Source organism: Butyrivibrio sp. FCS014 (assembly GCF_000526935.1).
Taxonomy (GTDB): Bacteria; Bacillota; Clostridia; order Lachnospirales; family Lachnospiraceae; genus Butyrivibrio.
In genome coordinates, this window is the sequence record NZ_JAHA01000019.1 from 574,633 (window position 1) to 591,178 (window position 16,546).

The 16,546-nt window shown below is 47.3% G+C and carries 14 protein-coding genes; 1 reads left to right on the plus strand and 13 read right to left on the minus strand.

What is annotated here, in order from left to right; all coding sequences use genetic code 11:
* Positions 1-8: 8 nt before the first annotated feature.
* The 11 genes from T456_RS0115460 to lepA all read right to left on the minus strand — a co-directional run bounded on the left by T456_RS0115460 (position 9) and on the right by lepA (position 14,012).
* On the minus strand, positions 9-1,007 hold the full coding sequence (locus T456_RS0115460) for a LacI family DNA-binding transcriptional regulator (protein WP_024866920.1): 999 nt from the start codon (positions 1,005-1,007) through the stop codon (positions 9-11).
* A gap of 242 nt (positions 1,008-1,249) precedes the next feature.
* Positions 1,250-2,113 carry a sugar ABC transporter permease gene (locus T456_RS0115465; RefSeq protein WP_024866921.1) on the minus strand — a complete coding sequence of 288 codons (864 nt, stop codon included), beginning with the start codon at positions 2,111-2,113 and terminating at the stop codon, positions 1,250-1,252.
* A complete protein-coding gene (locus T456_RS0115470; RefSeq protein WP_024866922.1) occupies positions 2,113-3,510 on the minus strand; it encodes a carbohydrate ABC transporter permease in 1,398 nt (465 codons plus the stop codon). Before T456_RS0115470 ends, T456_RS0115465 begins: the two co-directional genes overlap by 1 nt.
* Before the next feature lie 114 nt (positions 3,511-3,624).
* Complete coding sequence (locus T456_RS0115475; RefSeq protein ID WP_024866923.1) at positions 3,625-4,965, minus strand: extracellular solute-binding protein; 1,341 nt, start codon at positions 4,963-4,965, stop codon at positions 3,625-3,627.
* 212 nt (positions 4,966-5,177) lie between these two features.
* Positions 5,178-6,338: a DNA-processing protein DprA gene (dprA, locus tag T456_RS20440; RefSeq protein WP_024866924.1), complete on the minus strand. Its 1,161-nt coding sequence runs from the start codon at positions 6,336-6,338 to the stop codon at positions 5,178-5,180.
* Positions 6,339-6,341: 3 nt separating this feature from the next.
* The gene (locus T456_RS0115485) at positions 6,342-7,910 is read right to left on the minus strand and encodes a YifB family Mg chelatase-like AAA ATPase (RefSeq protein ID WP_024866925.1); all 1,569 of its coding nucleotides are present in this window, start codon (positions 7,908-7,910) and stop codon (positions 6,342-6,344) included.
* Between the two features lie 194 nt (positions 7,911-8,104).
* Entirely contained in the window at positions 8,105-9,166 is a 1,062-nt protein-coding gene (locus tag T456_RS0115490; RefSeq protein WP_024866926.1) for a type IV pilus twitching motility protein PilT, read from the minus strand.
* A 17-nt stretch (positions 9,167-9,183) separates the two neighbouring features.
* Entirely contained in the window at positions 9,184-10,305 is a 1,122-nt protein-coding gene (locus T456_RS0115495) for an HD-GYP domain-containing protein (RefSeq protein ID WP_024866927.1), read from the minus strand.
* An 86-nt stretch (positions 10,306-10,391) separates the two neighbouring features.
* Positions 10,392-10,988 (minus strand): 5'-deoxynucleotidase, encoded by a 597-nt coding sequence (gene yfbR / locus T456_RS0115500; RefSeq protein WP_024866928.1) that lies wholly within the window; start codon positions 10,986-10,988, stop codon positions 10,392-10,394.
* A 19-nt stretch (positions 10,989-11,007) separates the two neighbouring features.
* The gene (gene hemW, locus T456_RS0115505; RefSeq protein ID WP_024866929.1) at positions 11,008-12,186 is read right to left on the minus strand and encodes a radical SAM family heme chaperone HemW; all 1,179 of its coding nucleotides are present in this window, start codon (positions 12,184-12,186) and stop codon (positions 11,008-11,010) included.
* A 17-nt stretch (positions 12,187-12,203) separates the two neighbouring features.
* Positions 12,204-14,012, minus strand: coding sequence for a translation elongation factor 4 (lepA, locus tag T456_RS20445; RefSeq protein WP_035802249.1), 1,809 nt, complete (start codon positions 14,010-14,012; stop codon positions 12,204-12,206).
* Positions 14,013-14,217: 205 nt separating this feature from the next.
* On the opposite strand from lepA, the gene rpsT reads away from it, so the two are divergent.
* Positions 14,218-14,481, plus strand: a complete 264-nt coding sequence (gene rpsT / locus T456_RS0115515) for a 30S ribosomal protein S20 (RefSeq protein ID WP_024866930.1) — start codon at positions 14,218-14,220, stop codon at positions 14,479-14,481.
* A gap of 70 nt (positions 14,482-14,551) precedes the next feature.
* Here the strand turns inward: rpsT and T456_RS0115520 are convergent, their stop codons facing one another.
* Both T456_RS0115520 and T456_RS0115525 read right to left on the minus strand, forming a co-directional pair.
* On the minus strand, positions 14,552-15,574 hold the full coding sequence (locus T456_RS0115520) for a putative ABC transporter permease (protein WP_024866931.1): 1,023 nt from the start codon (positions 15,572-15,574) through the stop codon (positions 14,552-14,554).
* Between the two features lie 13 nt (positions 15,575-15,587).
* On the minus strand, positions 15,588-16,529 hold the full coding sequence (locus T456_RS0115525) for a TIGR03943 family putative permease subunit (protein WP_024866932.1): 942 nt from the start codon (positions 16,527-16,529) through the stop codon (positions 15,588-15,590).
* Positions 16,530-16,546: the final 17 nt, after the last annotated feature.

Sequence of the window (16,546 nt, forward strand, 5' to 3'; positions counted from 1 at the left end):
TCAGTTCTTTATTTTGTGCTCTCTTTGAGCACCACTTCGTAATTGCTGAGCATCTTATTTGCGACCCTGTTGCCGTCAATAAGCTCCAAAAGACTCTTGGCTGCCTCAGCCCCAAGATTTCTGTCGTTGAAATTAAGGGATGTTATTGATGGCATGGTATTATCAAGGATTGAACTGTTGTAGAAGGAAGCCAGGCGGATATCCTCCGGGATCCTTATGTGTTCGTCCCTGCATCTGGATATAACTTCTCCGGCAATATTGTCATCCATACAGATAACACCGTCGATCTTTTTCTTAAGAAGGTCCTTGAGAATCCTCCGCACCTTGGTCATGGATTCCACATCCAGATAGATAAGGGAGGGATCAACCGATATACCCGCATCCTTGAATGCATCCATAAATCCGGCATACCTGGTGTTGGAGATAACGTGTCCCATGGAGCCGCCTATCAGCGCAAGGCGCTTTAACCCCTTGGCTATAAGTATTGAAGTGAGCTCCTTGCATGCAGAGAAATTGTCGTTATCAACGGAGACAATGTCGGGGTCGCTGGTACTTCCTACCGCAACAAAGGGTATACCGCTCTCCTTTAGGAATCTTGCGGGTCTGTCATTTACAAGGGTCCTGGTAAGGATGATGCCGTCAACCTTGTGGTTATCAATGATACGCTTTAAGCCGCTGATATCTCCGCCGGTTATAAGCGAGACCACAATGTCATAGCCGTAGCTTGAGGTAACCTCACTCATACCGATCATGCACCTTTGGAAAAAAGGCAGATCCACAGCATTGTAATCGTCAGGCCAGACTACACCTATGTTGTAGGTCTTCTGCTGAGCCAGTGCCCTGGCCATCATATTGGGTTTGTAATTGTGTTCTTCTATGTAATTCATGACACGAGCCCTGGTATCATCTCCAACCCTGCCTTTTCCGGATATTGCTCTGGATACGGTAGTCTTGGAGATGCCAAGAGCTCTGGCAATGTCATCAATCGTAATTTTACCGTCTGCCATATGATATGTCCTTTATAGTCAATAGCATGCTACAGGCATTTTCACAAGGAAGTCATGCTCTCGCACTGCGTGCTCGCCATGACACGTTCGGACTAGCCTCGTTAAGTACCTCGACAAGTCCTCTCAGCCCTTTATAGTCAATAGCATGTTACAGGCATTTTCACAAGGAAGTCATGCTCTCGCACTGCGTGCTCGCCATGACACGTTCGGACTAGCCTCGTTAAGTACCTCGGCAAGTCCTCTCAGCCTTTAACCGCACCGCCTGTTACACCTTCAACATAGTATTTCTGCAGGAACATGAACAAAAGTGTTACGGGAATGGCTACAAGAACGCCGCCGGCGCAGAATCTTGTGAAATATCCCTGATAGTCGTTGGTCCATACCCATCTGGTCATACCTACTGCAACGTTGTAGCTGGTGTCGTGACCGAAAGCTACATAAGATGCGAATACATAGTCACACCAGGGAGCCATGAAAGCAACCAGTGCGGTGTAAATGATGATGGGCTTTGACATGGGTATGATCATGGTAAAGAATATTCTCGATCTTGTGGCACCATCGATCATAGCAGCCTCATCAAGAGCCTTGGGAATGGTGTCAAAATATCCCTTGCAGACATAGTATCCCATTCCGGAACTGGCTACGGATACCAGAATAAGTCCGGGGATAGCACCTGCCTGTGTAAGTCCGAACTGTTTCAGAAGGAAGTACAGGCAGATCATGGTAAGGAATCCGGGGAACATACCCAGGATAAGCCAGAATCTCATGAGGAATGTTCTTCCTGCGAATCTCATTCTTGAAAGTGAATAACTTACGCAAAGCTGGATAATGGTCTGAAGCAGAGATACAAACACCGCAATGATAATGGTGTTCTTGTACCACATAAGATAATTGGTCTGACTGCTGTCAAACAGGAACTTGTAATTGTCCAGAGAGAACTGCTTGGGAACAAGGTAGTCCACCATTCCGCCGTACTCTGTGGCATAGGATCTGAAGCTCTGAAGAACCAGTCCCACAAAAGGGAACAGCCAGATAATGCTTATAAGTATCAGTATGATATAGCCAACAGCGTTTCCGATGGCTCTTTTTGTCTTGTATGATTTCATTATTGGAAGCCCTCCTCATCTCTTACTGAAGGAAGCATGTTGTAGACAACCAGTGAAATAACCGCTGTAACTACGAATACCATGATTCCGATTACCGCTGCCATCCTGTAGTTGGTGTCGTTGACAGTCATCTTATAGAGCCAGGTGATAAGCAGGTCTGAATATCCGGCTTTCTCCGCAAGATTGACTGACTGCGGCTTACCCTGTGTAAGAAGGTAGATAACATTGAAGTTGTTGAGGTTTCCTGTAAACTGTGTCAGAAGGAAAGGTCCTGTGACAAACAGCATATATGGAAGGGTGATGCTCCTGAACATCTGCCAGGGATTGGCTCCGTCGATCCTTGCGCTCTCGTAAAGATCCTCGGGGATGTTCATGAGAAGTCCTGTTGCTATCAGCATCATGTAAGGGATACCGATCCAGATATTGACAACGATAATGGTAATCCTTGCCAGCAGCGGATCAGTCCAGAAAGGAATGTAGGTCTTGATGATTCCCCACTTTATCAGGTATCCGTTAATAAGTCCGTCATTGGCGAACATCTTCATAACGTAAAGAAGTGAAACAAACTGGGGAACCGCGATGGTAAGAACCAGGATGGTTCTCCAAAGTCTCTTGAATTTGATTCCCTTTTTGTTGATAAGCATGGCAACTGCCAGTCCAAGGAAATAGTTTGTAAATGTAGCAAACAGAGCCCATACAAGAGTCCATGCAAGAACCTGTACGAAGGTGGGTCCGATGCCTGCGCCTGAGAAGGATACCAGCTGTTTGAAGTTTGAAAGTCCCACCCAGGTAAAGAGATTTGTAGGTGACTGATGATTCTTGTCATAGTTGGTAAAGGCCACCAGGATCATGAATGCAATGGGAAGAACCGTAAATACAAAGATTCCCGTTACAGGAAGTGCAAGCAGTGTCTTGTGGAAATTCCTGTCGAAAAGTGAATGGAAAACCTCTCCGTTTGAAGGAAGCTTCTTGCCGTTTCTAAGAATCAGCTCTTCCTTGCGGTTCTCCTTGATGTTTATATACCATATCGCTATCAGCGCAATGACCGCGAAAATTGCAAGAACACCGAACAGAAGGATAAGGAAACTGTTGTCTCCGTATACCGTCTTTCTGCCGACCTTCTTGGTCGCTACTGTTCCAAGAGTTGAAATCTTGGAAAGATACTGCCATCCGAAGCCCGTCATAAACCAGATGAAAAGAGCCTCACAAGCAAGGAGTGCAACTCCTATAAGGATCTGTCCTCTCATGATAGGTCCGAATCCGAAAATAAGGTAAGAGATCTTGGTCTTCCAGTCTCCCTCCTTAAAAGTTACCCCTATGTCCTTAAAGCCGTTTCCCACCGCCTTAAAGAACTGGGACGCAACAGTGGTCTTCTTTTTTCCTGCGTCCTGTGCCATACCTTTAAGCCTCCTTTGCATCTGTCGCAAGTTTGATTAGTTAAATACAGGCTCGGAAACATACCGGATCCGAGCCTGAAAATTGTGCTTTATGAATGTAACTGAATCACTCTATTACTGAGCGTATGACTCACATGTTGTCTGGAAATCTGTAAGAGCCTTCATGAAGTCGTCATCGCTGGAATCCTTTGTGATCTCGCCTGAGATTACAGAATCACCAAGTGATGTTGCAAGTGACCAGTAGTCTCCGGGATACTGTCCCTGAGGGATAGTGTACTGGAGCTGATCAGCAAGAGCTGAAAGAGCTTCGTCAGCCTGAACTGCATCAGACTTCTGAGCATTGAGGTTTGAAGGGCCCCAACCTACTGCATTGTATCTTGCAAGCTGAACTTCTTCGCTTGAAAGGAATGCTGCAAGAGCATCACAAACAGCAAGCTTAAGGTCATCTTCCTGAGGCTTAACACCAAGGAGCTTGAATCCACCGAATCCGCTCATCTGATATGTCTTGCCATCAGCGCCTTCGAATGTAGGAAGCTTAGCACAAGCGTAGTTGTCACCGAAGAGATCCTTAGCTGCGCCTGCATCCCATGTTCCGTCTACGATAGCACCAACGTTTGTTGCGTTGCTGATAGCTGAACCGTTCTGGAATGCCTTGGAAGAAGCAACCTCTGCAATCTTCTTAAGAGCTACAACACCTGCATCAGATGCATATGTTGAGTTGCACTTTGTGAAGTTTCCTGAATCGTCTGTGTCGTATGTAAGCTCAGCACCTGTTCCGAAGAAGAATGCTGTCTGATACCAACCTGAGTTAATCTCGAAGTAGAAGTTCTTGCCTGCTGCTTCGCAATCAGCAATGATTCCCTCAAGAGTAGAAGGATCTGTTACAACGCTCTTATCATAGTAAAGGAAATATCCGTTGTCTGATGTAAGAGGATAAGCATAAAGTGTGCCACCAACTGTAGCTGCACCAACAGCACCGGCATCGTTCTGAGCCTTAACTGCCTCTGCGTTTGAATCCTCAACAACTTCAAGAGCACCTGCTGTTACAAGTCTTGCGATCTGATCCTGAGCGAATGCATAGATATCTGCACCTGCCTCAACGTCTGTGATCATGTTTCCTGCTGCATCTCCTTCACCAACAGCCTCAACTGTGTAGGTGTAACCTGAGAACTCAGGATGTGCAGCCTGGAATGCTGCGATCTGCTCATTTGTGAAATCTACTACGTTGTCGGCAACCCAAATCTTGATCTCGCCTGTGCCGTAGTCTGTGATCTCCTCAGCTGCATCTGCAACTTCCTCTGCAGTCTGCTCAGCTGTCTCAGCAACCTCTGTTGCTGTCTCTGCTACATCTGTAGCTGTGTCTGCTACTGTCTGTGCTGCTTCATTGCCGCAGCCTGCAAGCAGGGTCATGCCCATAGCTGCTGTCAGCAATACAGAAACCAATTTCTTTTTCATATTTTTCCCTCCATTTTCTAAAAAGGACTGCGCAATCTTGCGCAATCGGTTGCTCACACATAGAGTATATTTCTTGTGCATATTTTTGTCAACTAACACTTTTTTATAATATTATACCGTTTTATTTATACATAATGCACATTGACAAAGTTAACGGTAACGATTCCGGTAACGTTGTCGGTAACGTTTTGCGCAATCGGTGACATAATCGGTTATGCGCTGATTTTGCGGTAATATGCGCCATTCTGGGCTATCTGTCCAGTGGAAGTTAAGTCCATTAACGTACCTATGAGCATCGGTATCGTCACTTCCACACCCCTTCTGTAGAGTTCGTCCATGATGTAGGAGGTTGAAACCGGTATGATATCTACCGTTTCAAGGATGAGCTCTTCAAGGCTGAGAGGCCCATTTTTCGCGGTTTTCGAAGTGCCTTTGGGATCAATCTCTTCGAATTCCTCCTCCTCAAAAATGCCATCCTCCTCTTCTGCCTTACAGGCATCTGTCCTGATTCTAAGCCTGTCCAGCACATCCTCAACATCCACTGCGATACCGGCCCCCTGGCTGATTATGCTGTTGCAGCCATCGCTGAGCCTGTCGGTTACTCTTCCCGGAACCGCCAGCACTTCTCTTCCCTGCTCCAGCGCAGTATCCACGGTTATCTGGGTTCCGGACTTCTTCCTTGCTTCAACAACCAGCACCACATCCGCAAGGGCGCTTATTATCCTGTTTCTCACAGGAAAGTTCCTGCTCTCGGGCATGGTACCGGGAGCATATTCGGAAATTATCCCGCCGCTGCTTGCTATTCCGTCGTATATCAGTCTGTTTTCTTCGGGATAACAGATGTCAGGACCGCAACCCAGGACTCCGAAGGTAGTTCCTCCCGCATCCAGGGCCGCTGCCTGGGCAATCCCGTCAACGCCCCTGGCCATTCCGCTTATTATCTGCACTCCCGAAAGAGCAAGCCCCCTTCCGAAATGTCTTGCGGCGTATCTTCCGTATTCCGAGCACATCCTGGCTCCGATAATGGCAACGGAAGGCTTTTGAGGATCCGGAAGCTTCCCCTTAACATACAGGGCAAAGGGCGGATTATGAATGTTCTTTAGCTTCTCCGGAAAATCCGGTTCAATCCTTGATATAAAGCGGATCCCCTTCTCTTCAAGCTTTCTCTTTTCCCTGTCAAAATCCCAGTCAAATCTGGACTTTTCTATGGCTTTTACCTGCTTTGCGGACAGTATGTCCGATAGCTCTTTTGCCTTCATCCCGTATATGTCCCTGCAGCTTAAGCCGCTGCAAAGGAGCTTATCCGCGCTGGCATTGCCGATTCCCGGCACGTTAAACAGCCACAGCGCATAATCTTTTTCTGTTAATTCCATCTATCATTCCTCCATCTGCTGCCAGTATTTGCCGTCGGTTATCCTGTATCCCACGGCCTCCATAAGGTGTATCTGACAGATATCCTTTGATCCATCGATATCCGCAATGGTCCTGGCAACCCTTAATATTTTGTGATAGGCCCTGGCACTGAGCTCCATGGTGCAAAAAACCTGCTCAAGATAGCTTTCCTCCTTTGGCCCGAGCCTGCAGTATTTTTCAATATCCTTGGGGCTCATCTCCGAATTGAACTTAAGCTTCGTCCCCTTAAAGCGCTCCTCCTGAAGGGCTCTTGCTCTCATGACTCTCTCCCTTATGGAACTGCTGGATTCATTGGCGATGTTCCGCTTGTGGCTAAGGTCTGCTATATCAACTCTTTTTGCCTCCACGCAGATGTCTACCCTGTCCAGCACAGGGCCCGAAATATGCCCGAGATACCGCCTTATCTCATGAGGCGTACACTTGCATCTGTTTCTGTCGGGATAGAAGCCGCAGGGGCATGGATTGAGGGCGCCCACAAGCTGAAAATCCGCAGGGTAGGTATAGGTTCCCCGGTTTCTCACTATGTGGACATTTCTGTCCTCCAGAGGCTGCCGGAGCATATCCAGTTTTGCCCTGGAAAATTCAGGCATCTCATCCAGAAACAGCACTCCTCTGTGGGCAAGGGATATTATGCCGGGCCTCGGCACGTTTCCTCCGCCCACCAGGGCTGTTTCCGTCACCAGATGATGCGTGCTCATGAAGGGTCTTTTTGTTATAAGCGCCTTGTCCTTCCCCATCATTCCCGCCACGGAATATATGGTTGATACTTCAAGGCTTTCCTCCGGCGTAAGGGGAGGAAGTATTGTAGGTATCCTCTTGGCGATCATGCTCTTTCCCGCTCCGGGCGGTCCTATGATCATGATGTGGTGAAAACCTGCTGCCGCTATCTCCACAGCTCTTTTCACCGCAGCCTGCCCGTTGATGTCCGCAAAGTCCAGATCATATCCGTCACTTTGCGCATCATCAAAAAGAGCCTTCACATCAACCTTTGTCGGTCTGATAAGCTGATCTCTCTCCTTTTGGTCTGCGTTAAGATATCCCGCTGCCTCCTGGAGGGAGCTTACGCCGATGACCTTTATACCCTCCACTACGGCCCCTTCCCTGGCATTGCCGGCGGGGAGTATTGCGGTTTTATATCCCATTTTCTTCGCCTTGGCAACGATGGGAAGGGCGCCCTTTATCTCCTTGACCTCTCCGTCAAGTCCAAGTTCTCCAAGGACTATGGTGTCTGCAAGGCTTTCCTCTTCTATCTCTCCCATGGCAGCCATGATGCCAACAGCCACCGGAAGGTCTACCACTACACCGGTCTTTCTTATATCAGCCGGCGATAGGTTTATGGTTATCTTTGAGGCGGGGATTTTTGTACCTGCGTTTCTGAGAGCCACTTTGACTCTGTCGCCTGCTTCTTTTACCTCGCCGCTCATAAATCCAACCATGTTAAAGCCGGGAAGCCCGTCAGCCACATCCACCTCTACCTGCATTAGGTAAGGCGAGATGCCGCCCACGGCTCCCGATGTAATTGAACTGAACATTTTTATTCCTTTCTTGATCTTTTAAACGGAATTTCTTTTGAAATAACCTGACGCGCCGGATTTGGCGCAAAGAAAAAACATAAAACAAAATCGACCTGCTAATTGTATAACAGGTCGATTCGAAAAGTCTTTAAGAATTTCTTAAGAATTCTTATGATTTTCTTAAGATTGAAATTGTCGTATCATCCATGAGTTTATCTTAACATCTTGTTCTGCATGGTATCGGGATCCTGCGCAAACTGAAGGGCGATTTCCCTGGATATCTTTCCTGATCTGTAGAGGTCAAGGATAGCGTCATCCATGGTGATCATGCCCTGCTTTCTGTAGGTCTGCATGTAGGTTATAAGCTGATGGGATTTACCCTCACGGATAAGGTTCCTTACGGCGCTGTTGACATGCAGAACTTCAAAGGCCGCAAATCTTGTGATGCCGTCGCCGCTGGGGATCAGCTGCTGACAGATAACGGCTTCCAGAACTCCCGCAAGCTGTATCCTGATCTGCTGCTGTTGGTGAGACGGGAATACATCAATAAGTCTGTCCACGGTATTGGAAGCTCCGATGGTGTGAACGGTGGAAAGTACCAGATGTCCTGTCTCTGCTGCCGTTATGGCTGTACTGATGGTCTCAAGGTCACGCATCTCACCCACAAGGATAACATCCGGATCCTCACGAAGAGCAGCCCTTAAGGCGCTGGCATAGCTGTTAGAGTCGGTACCGATCTCCCTCTGGTTTACAATGGATTGATGATGCTGATAGGTAAACTCAATGGGATCCTCCAGTGTAATTACATGGGCTTCCCTGCTGTTATTGATCTTATCGATGATGGAAGCAAGAGTAGTTGACTTACCGCTTCCTGTAGGTCCCGTTACCAGAACCAGTCCCCTCTTCTTCTGATACAGGTCTATAACAGTATCGGGAATACCAAGTGATTCCGCAGACGGGATTTCAGAGGCAACAACTCTGAATGCCATAGCAATGGAACCTCTTTGTTTAAAAAGATTAAGCCTGTAACGTCCTATTCCCCTGATGGAAAAAGACATATCGTACTGTCCGTTCTCTTCAAGCTTGGCTGCCTGCTTCTCATCCATTACTTCATTGGCAATCTCCAGAGTATCAGGAGGAAGCATCCTGTCATACCCCTCCATGACAACGAGCTTGCCGTTAAGCCTCATCTTAGGCGGAATACCTACGGTGATATGTACATCCGAGGCTCCTCTTTCTTTGGCTTCTTTCAAAATTTCTTCAATCCTTGACATGTTTTCCCCCTCATTTATCAGACGTAAACAGGCTCCTCCACTGTAATACCCAGAGCCTTCATCTTGGCTGTATCCATCACATAGCGGTTGTCCATGGTCTTCATGATATCCACGATCTCGATATCACCGTAAGCCCTCTTGTTGGACAGATCGATTATCGAATTATCCCTGAAGCTCAGAACCGTGGGCCTTAGGAAATCCTCATCGTTGGTCCTGATTACCAGGGCCTTCTCACCGGTACTCAGCTCAACGCTTATGCCCGGCGTCAGAATGTTCAATGAGTCGGTCAGCCCCTTTACCACCTTGGGATCAAATACATCCGGCCTGTGCATCATCTTTCTTATGACCACCACCTCAGAAGTTGGCGAATCGTCTACCCGGACTGAGGTCTCCTTGTCATATATACCGGCCACCACCAGTACTTTGGCCGCGGTCAGCATCTTGGCATTCTGGATCGGAGTATCACTCCAGTAATCAAGCAGGAGCTTCCTTGCCTGGTTACATGCCCTTTTTATATTGGGCTGAGATGAAAAGGCATCCTCTATAATTGGATAACCCGCCACCTCGTGACCGTCTATAATAGCTATCTCATCGGCACTGCAGCATTGTTTTGACTGCAGGTCCGGCGGAAGAGTCAGCTTACCGATATCGTGGATCACGGCAGCCATTACCGCTTCATTCTGTTCGGCAAGCGGAACATTCATCGTATGGGTTATGGCCGCAGATAAAATGGCCACGTTAAGACTGTGTTTATAGATATAGTCGTCTTCACTTCTAAGGGATTGCTGGAAAGTGATCTTCTTTCGAAGATTCCCGTAGTTCTTGATTATCTGCGCGCAGATAGCGGGGAATCTCTCCTGCTTGTGATTCTTGACTATCTTTTGAAGTTCCTCCATGATCTCATGGTACATAACCGTCTGGAATCTCTCGAATTCAAGATCATCTTCCGTCATGGGAGGTACGGGTTCCGCGGGCTCAAGGATAAACAGCCCGATAAGACCAAAGCTCTTGATATTCTCGATTGACTGCATGTCCTTGAGGACAGCGGCACGATCGTATAAGAGCACACCCTTCTTGCTGTATATGGGCTTGGCCAGTCGCATACCCGGTTTCAACTCATCACTTTTGATAAAAAGCATAGAAACCACTCCTATAGCAAATAATCCATATATATAAATTATGATGCTAAAGTGGTAAAAAATCAATCAAATTGCGATGAAGATTGTCACGTTAATTCGTCAAGAGTACTGCCGTAGGAAGCCAGGAACTCATTGACAAAGTCCAGAACCTCGGGAAGTTCCTGATACATGCTCCTGATGGCCTTGCCGGTGCTCTCTTTGGCTGTCCTGAACTCGCTGTTGCCGGCATTCATCTCGCCTATGCACTTGATGAGGGCAGAGAGCTTATCCGCAGCCTTCACAAGCTTTCTCATGTAGAGTTCGTCCTCATCCTGGCTTGCAGGCCTGAATATCTCCTCAAAGGAAGGCCTAAGGTCCTCGGGAAGCTTCTCCAAAAGCTTGTTGTCCGCAATGGCCTCCACCTCCTTGTAGGCATGCTTAAGCTCGGAATTGAAATACTTGACGGGAGTAGGCATATCTCCGGTGATGATCTCCGACGCATCGTGATAAAGGCCAATGAGCGCAGCCTTATTGGCATCAAGATTCCTTCCGTAGCGCACATTACCTATGGTGCAAAGAGCATGAGCTATCATAGCCACTTCCATGGAATGCTCGCACAGATTCTCGGCCCTTGTATTGCGCATCAGCGCCCATCTCTCTATATATTTCATCCTTGAGATAAGTGCAAAAAAGTTGTAATTCATAACCATCCTCCCAATATTCTTAATCCAGTAAAAAATCCGCCATTACAGTATTGCTTACATCAAGGCCCTTCTCGGTGAGCCTTAAATATTCACCGCCATCTTCGCCGCTATAGTCTGTCCACTCAAGAAGCTCAAGGTCTATGTACCTTTGGATAACATCCTTGTACACCTCTTCCATATCCCTTCCGAAGTTCCGGAAAAACAGCCTCTTACTGACTCCCTTTGTAAGTCTAAGGCCAAGGAACATGAATTCCTCCATCTGCGACTTAACGTCAAGCTCTTCAACATCCTGCCTTATATCCTTAAGGTCAAAAGAGCCATCACCTCCCGGTACTCCCCTGAAAAACTCCTCGTAAGCCTTAAGATCCCTTGTGTTGCTCCATCTTATATTGTCCACTAAAGATGCCGCTCCAAGGCCAAGTCCAAGATAGTCGCCCCGTCTCCAGTATACCTTGTTGTGGCGGCATTCATACCCCTGCCCGGAATAATTAGATATCTCATATCTGTGATATCCTGCCTCCTTAAGCATGCGCCCGGTCTCGTGATACATCCGCCTGTCCAGCTCCTCATCCGGGAGATCCAATTCCATGTCGTAGAAGGGGGTTCCCTCCTCAAGGATAAGACTGTAGGCGGAAACATGCTCCGGATGAAGCCCGATGACCCTTCCAACGGTATCAAGGTATGAATCAAGGCTCTGCCCGGGAAGTGCACTCATGATATCCACATTGATATTATTAAAGCCCACCTCTCTTGCCGATTCAAAAGTGTGATAAAACATGGCACTGTCGTGGGCTCTTCCCAAAGCCTTCAGCTCCTCATCATTAAGGGACTGGGCTCCGATACTGAGCCTGTTAAATCCGGCTCTTCTAAAGTCCGACAGCTTCTCCTTCATGGCTGATGCGGGGTTCACCTCTATACTGATCTCCGCATCAGCATCTACGTCAAAGTTATCACCTATAGTGTTCAATAAACGACACACATCCTTCGATTCGGGAAAAGAGGGTGTGCCTCCTCCAAAGAATATGGAGATAACCCTGTGGTCCTTAAGGGAGTCTGCCGATATCCGTATCTCTTTTGCCAGGGCTTCAAAATAGCGCTCCTGCACTGACTTATCCGCATAAAAAGAAAGGAAGTCGCAATATAAGCACTTCCTTACGCAGAACGGTATGTGGACATAAAGTGACAGCTCTTTTGCCATACTGCTCTCCACGGTCCTCAGTCGGTATTGTCAAGCTTGAGTACGCTAAGGAATGCAGACTGGGGAACCTCCACATTTCCGATCTGGCGCATTTTCTTTTTACCCTCTTTTTGCTTCTCAAGAAGTTTCTTCTTACGGGTGATATCACCGCCGTAGCACTTGGCAAGCACGTCCTTGCGGTACGCCTTAACGGTCTCTCTGGCGATGACCTTGCCGCCAACGGAAGCCTGGATGGGAATCTCAAAAAGGTGCCTTGGGATCTCTTCCTTGAGCTTCTCGCACATCTTGCGGCCGCGCTCGTAGGCTCCGTCCTTGTGAACGATAAAGGAAAGGGCATCCACTTCCTCTCTGTTAATGAGGATGTCCAGCTTGACAAGGTCTGATTTCTCGTAGCCCTTGAGTTCATAGTCAAAGGAAGCATAGCCCCTGGATCTGGACTTTAAGGCATCGAAGAAATCATAGATTATCTCATTTAAGGGCAGCTCATATTTGAGGATAGCCCTGGTCTGTTCAATGTAGTCGGTACTTAAATATTTGCCGCGTCTTTCCTGGCAAAGCTGCATAATGGCGCCAACATAGTCGGTGGTCACCATGATTTCGCCGTTTACTATGGGTTCCTCCATGTAATCGATCTCGGAAGGATCCGGAAGATTGGTGGGGTTGGTGAGATCAAACACCTCTCCGTCGGTCTTGTGAACCTTGTAGACAACAGAAGGAGCTGTGGTGACAAGGTTTAGATCATACTCTCTCTCAAGTCTCTCCTGAACAACCTCCAGGTGAAGGAGTCCAAGGAAGCCTGCTCTGAATCCAAAGCCCAGAGCTTGAGAAGTCTCCGGCTCATAGAATAAAGATGCATCATTGAGCTGCAATTTCTCCAAAGCATCGCGAAGATCTGAATAATGGGCGGAATCTGCGGGATACAGTCCGCAGTAAACCATGGGCATTACCTTCTTGTAGCCCGGAAGCGCCTCAGCGCAGGGCCTTGCGGAATCCGTAACGGTATCACCCACTCTTGTATCCTGAATATTCTTGATGGATGCGGTGAAGTATCCCACATCACCGGCAGTAAGCTCATCACTGGGAATGAAGCTTCCGGGGGCAAAGTAGCCGACTTCCACAACTTCAGCCTCGGCTCCCGTTGCCATGAATTTAACCTTCATGCCTTTTTTGACAGCACCGTCCCTTATCCTTACAAATACGATAACGCCTCTGTAGGAGTCGTAGATACTGTCGAAAATAAGTGCCTTAAGAGGTGCGGACGCATCTCCTGTGGGAGCAGGGATTTTGTGCACCACTGCCTCCAGCACATCCTCAATTCCTATGCCGTTCTTGGCGGAGATAAGAGGAGCATCCTGTGCTTCAAGCCCTATTACATCCTCGATCTCATCCTTGGCTTCCTGGGGCATTGCGCTGGGAAGGTCAATCTTGTTGATGACAGGGAAAACATCGAGGTCATGATCCAGGGCCATATATACGTTGGCCAGTGTCTGTGCCTCTACGCCCTGAGTTGCATCGACAACAAGAATTGCTCCGTCACAGGCAGCAAGGCTCCTTGATACCTCGTATCCAAAGTCTACGTGACCTGGAGTGTCTATCATGTTGAAGGTATACTCCTGTCCGTCCTTGGCCTTATATATCATCCTTACAGCCTGGGATTTAATGGTGATACCTCTCTCCCTCTCTATATCCATATTGTCCAGAACCTGATTCTGCATCTCTCTTAAGGTGAGAACACCGGTCTTCTCGATCATACGGTCGGCAAGTGTTGATTTGCCGTGATCGATATGGGCAACTATACAAAAATTTCTAATCTTACTCTGATCCACTTATATATCCTCTTGCGTTTATTTTTATGTCCGCAGGTCTACCACGTACGCAAAATTATATCATACTTTGCCTGTCGCTGGCACAAAAATATGTTGACAGTTTATTGAATTTACTCTAATATATTTAACGTATGTGGTATTAACTGTCCGTGTCCGGCTAAATACCACTGATAACAACGTATAGTAAGTTTTTTCGGAGGTAATTATGGCAAATATCAAATCCGCCAAGAAGAGAGTATTAGTTAATAAGAAGAAGGCTGACCAGAACCAGATGATCAAGTCTGCTGTTAAGACAGAGATCAAGAAGGTTAGAGCTGCTATCGAGGCTGGCAACAAGGAAGAGGCTGCTAAGGCACTTCTTGCTGCAACATCTGCTATCGACAAGGCTGAGTCAAAGGGCGTATTCAAGAAGAACACTGCTTCTAGAAAAGTTTCACGTCTTGCACTTGCTGTAAACAAGCTTTCTTAATCATTTTTTATGAATATGAAAAGACCGGCATCTCTCACGTGCCGGTCTTTTTTATTTGCTTTTTTATGGATCATAACGTTGTTTCGTGATGCTCTTTTCTTCTGCTCTGATCCTTCACTTCTTCCATGCTGCTCTCGTACTCTGAAGAATACATGGTAGGGTTGCCTGCAATGGTCCTGTCTCTGTACCACTCAAGGAAGCTCTTGACGGGCCCAGGGGTAAATCTTGACATGACAACCTTGTATCTGGCATAGAGCTCCACTACTTCTTCCCTGGCATTTCCCACAAAAGCGCCGGGATCAAGATTCATCTTTTCCCTGATAATACTAAAGGACTTATCAAGAGAATTGCTGATGGATTCCACACGGTTTCCAAAGCCCTCGCTTATGGCACCCACGCGGTTTCCGATGCCCTCACTTATGGCACCGACACGGTTTCCGATGCCCTCACTTATGGCATCAACACGGTTTTCGATGCCCTCGCGAACATCCTCTCCCCTGAAGGCAATGATAACATCCAGTCTCTTTTGCATCCTGCGCATCTCAACCTTGGCCTTCTCCATGTAATCAAGAACGTCCTTAAGATCCATGGCCGTTTTGAAGGCCAGTGCAAAATCGATGCTGACCAAAACCGTAAGCGCCACAGTGGCCACGGTCACGATGTTGTATGGAATTGAAACAATGATGCTCTCGATGGGAATCTGAAGGTAATGGGTAAAGATAACGGTGCATGCGCCCCACACAATGGTGGATTCCAGGCAGATGTAGCCGTGGAAGTTAAACTTCTTGTGGGAATAGTCCCAGTATCTCACCTTAAAAAGAGACTCCATCACTATACCCGTGATAAGCTCCAGCATCGTAGCTCCCATGCATCCTGCGATGAATACGAGAAATACATTGTCGTAATAGGGCTTTGACACCACCAGCATCATAATTCCGCCGGTTCCGTATAACGGCAAAAAGGGTCCACGCATGAACCCTCTGTTTACCGGATGTTTTTCCATTATAGTTACATAGGTGGATTCGAAACACCACCCGAAAAAGCTGTAGAAATAAAACAGAAACAGCCATTGAAGCGGCAGGTAATTAAACATACAAATCTCCTGATTACTGCTGTGGATTGGAGAAATCGATAACCTGATTCTCCGGAGCAGTAGTCTTCTCCACCGAAATAGCCACAAGCACAGGGCCTTCACCCTTGTATTCCGGCACGAACTGCTTAACAACCTTAGCTGTTACAAGAACCCAGTCCTTCTCCTTAAGTTCCTGCGCCTTGTCATATTCGCAGGCAAATCCCAGGAACTGCATATCCTGGGCGCAGCAGGTCATAGCCATACGTCCGGGAACAAATCTGTCCTTCGGGAACTCCTCGGGCTTAAGAACCATGCCCTTGAAACGCACATTCTTGCCCTCATATCTCTCAACATGATCAAGGGCATCCAGATAAAACATTCCGTAGCCGTAGTTGTTAAGATCTATGGGATCCTGAGTAAGGTCAAAGGGCAGATCCTCATCAAGAGTCACATCCACCTCTCCGTCCTTGTCCTCAAAGATAATATCAGCCTTCTGGTTAATGGCCTTTACATTCCTCTTGTAGGAAGCAAGGTCCTCGATTCCGTCACAGCGGTTGAACAGTATCATATCGGAATTTCTGATCTGCTCAGCCAAAAGAGACTTCATGTTGCTGAAATACAGCTCGAAACTGGAAGCATCGATCACAGTTATCTGCTGCTCTAAGTTCCACATAATGGGAAGCTTCATATTCTTGAAATTCCACATGCCGTTGTACTCAATAAGAATACGCTCGGGGCCATGCTTGGCATCAAGAGCAATGAGGGCTTCGGGGGTAAAATCCTCCTCATCCTCTATGCGCTCAACCACCGTATTGGTGCTCTTTAAAAGCTTTTCTTCATAATCATTCTCGCCCTCTTCGCATACTATAAGAAGAGTCTTGCCCTTTGTTCTGAAATAGGGCTGAGCAATGGTGTATCTGAAGAAGTCTGTCTTACCGGCATCAAGAAATCCGTTGATAATATAAACAGGTTTCATCACTTCTTTACCTCTCT

Bases quoted from the DNA above. Each gene is read 5' to 3' on its own strand.
- T456_RS0115460 (WP_024866920.1), bottom strand. From the start codon at position 1,007: ATGGCAGACGGTAAAATTACGATTGATGACATTGCCAGAGCTCTTGGC.
- T456_RS0115465 (WP_024866921.1), bottom strand. From the start codon at position 2,113: ATGAAATCATACAAGACAAAAAGAGCCATCGGAAACGCTGTTGGCTAT.
- T456_RS0115470 (WP_024866922.1), bottom strand. From the start codon at position 3,510: ATGGCACAGGACGCAGGAAAAAAGAAGACCACTGTTGCGTCCCAGTTC.
- T456_RS0115475 (WP_024866923.1), bottom strand. From the start codon at position 4,965: ATGAAAAAGAAATTGGTTTCTGTATTGCTGACAGCAGCTATGGGCATG.
- dprA (WP_024866924.1), bottom strand. From the start codon at position 6,338: ATGGAATTAACAGAAAAAGATTATGCGCTGTGGCTGTTTAACGTGCCG.
- T456_RS0115485 (WP_024866925.1), bottom strand. From the start codon at position 7,910: ATGTTCAGTTCAATTACATCGGGAGCCGTGGGCGGCATCTCGCCTTAC.
- T456_RS0115490 (WP_024866926.1), bottom strand. From the start codon at position 9,166: ATGTCAAGGATTGAAGAAATTTTGAAAGAAGCCAAAGAAAGAGGAGCC.
- T456_RS0115495 (WP_024866927.1), bottom strand. From the start codon at position 10,305: ATGCTTTTTATCAAAAGTGATGAGTTGAAACCGGGTATGCGACTGGCC.
- yfbR (WP_024866928.1), bottom strand. From the start codon at position 10,988: ATGAATTACAACTTTTTTGCACTTATCTCAAGGATGAAATATATAGAG.
- hemW (WP_024866929.1), bottom strand. From the start codon at position 12,186: ATGGCAAAAGAGCTGTCACTTTATGTCCACATACCGTTCTGCGTAAGG.
- rpsT (WP_024866930.1), top strand. From the start codon at position 14,218: ATGGCAAATATCAAATCCGCCAAGAAGAGAGTATTAGTTAATAAGAAG.
- T456_RS0115520 (WP_024866931.1), bottom strand. From the start codon at position 15,574: ATGTTTAATTACCTGCCGCTTCAATGGCTGTTTCTGTTTTATTTCTAC.
- T456_RS0115525 (WP_024866932.1), bottom strand. From the start codon at position 16,529: ATGAAACCTGTTTATATTATCAACGGATTTCTTGATGCCGGTAAGACA.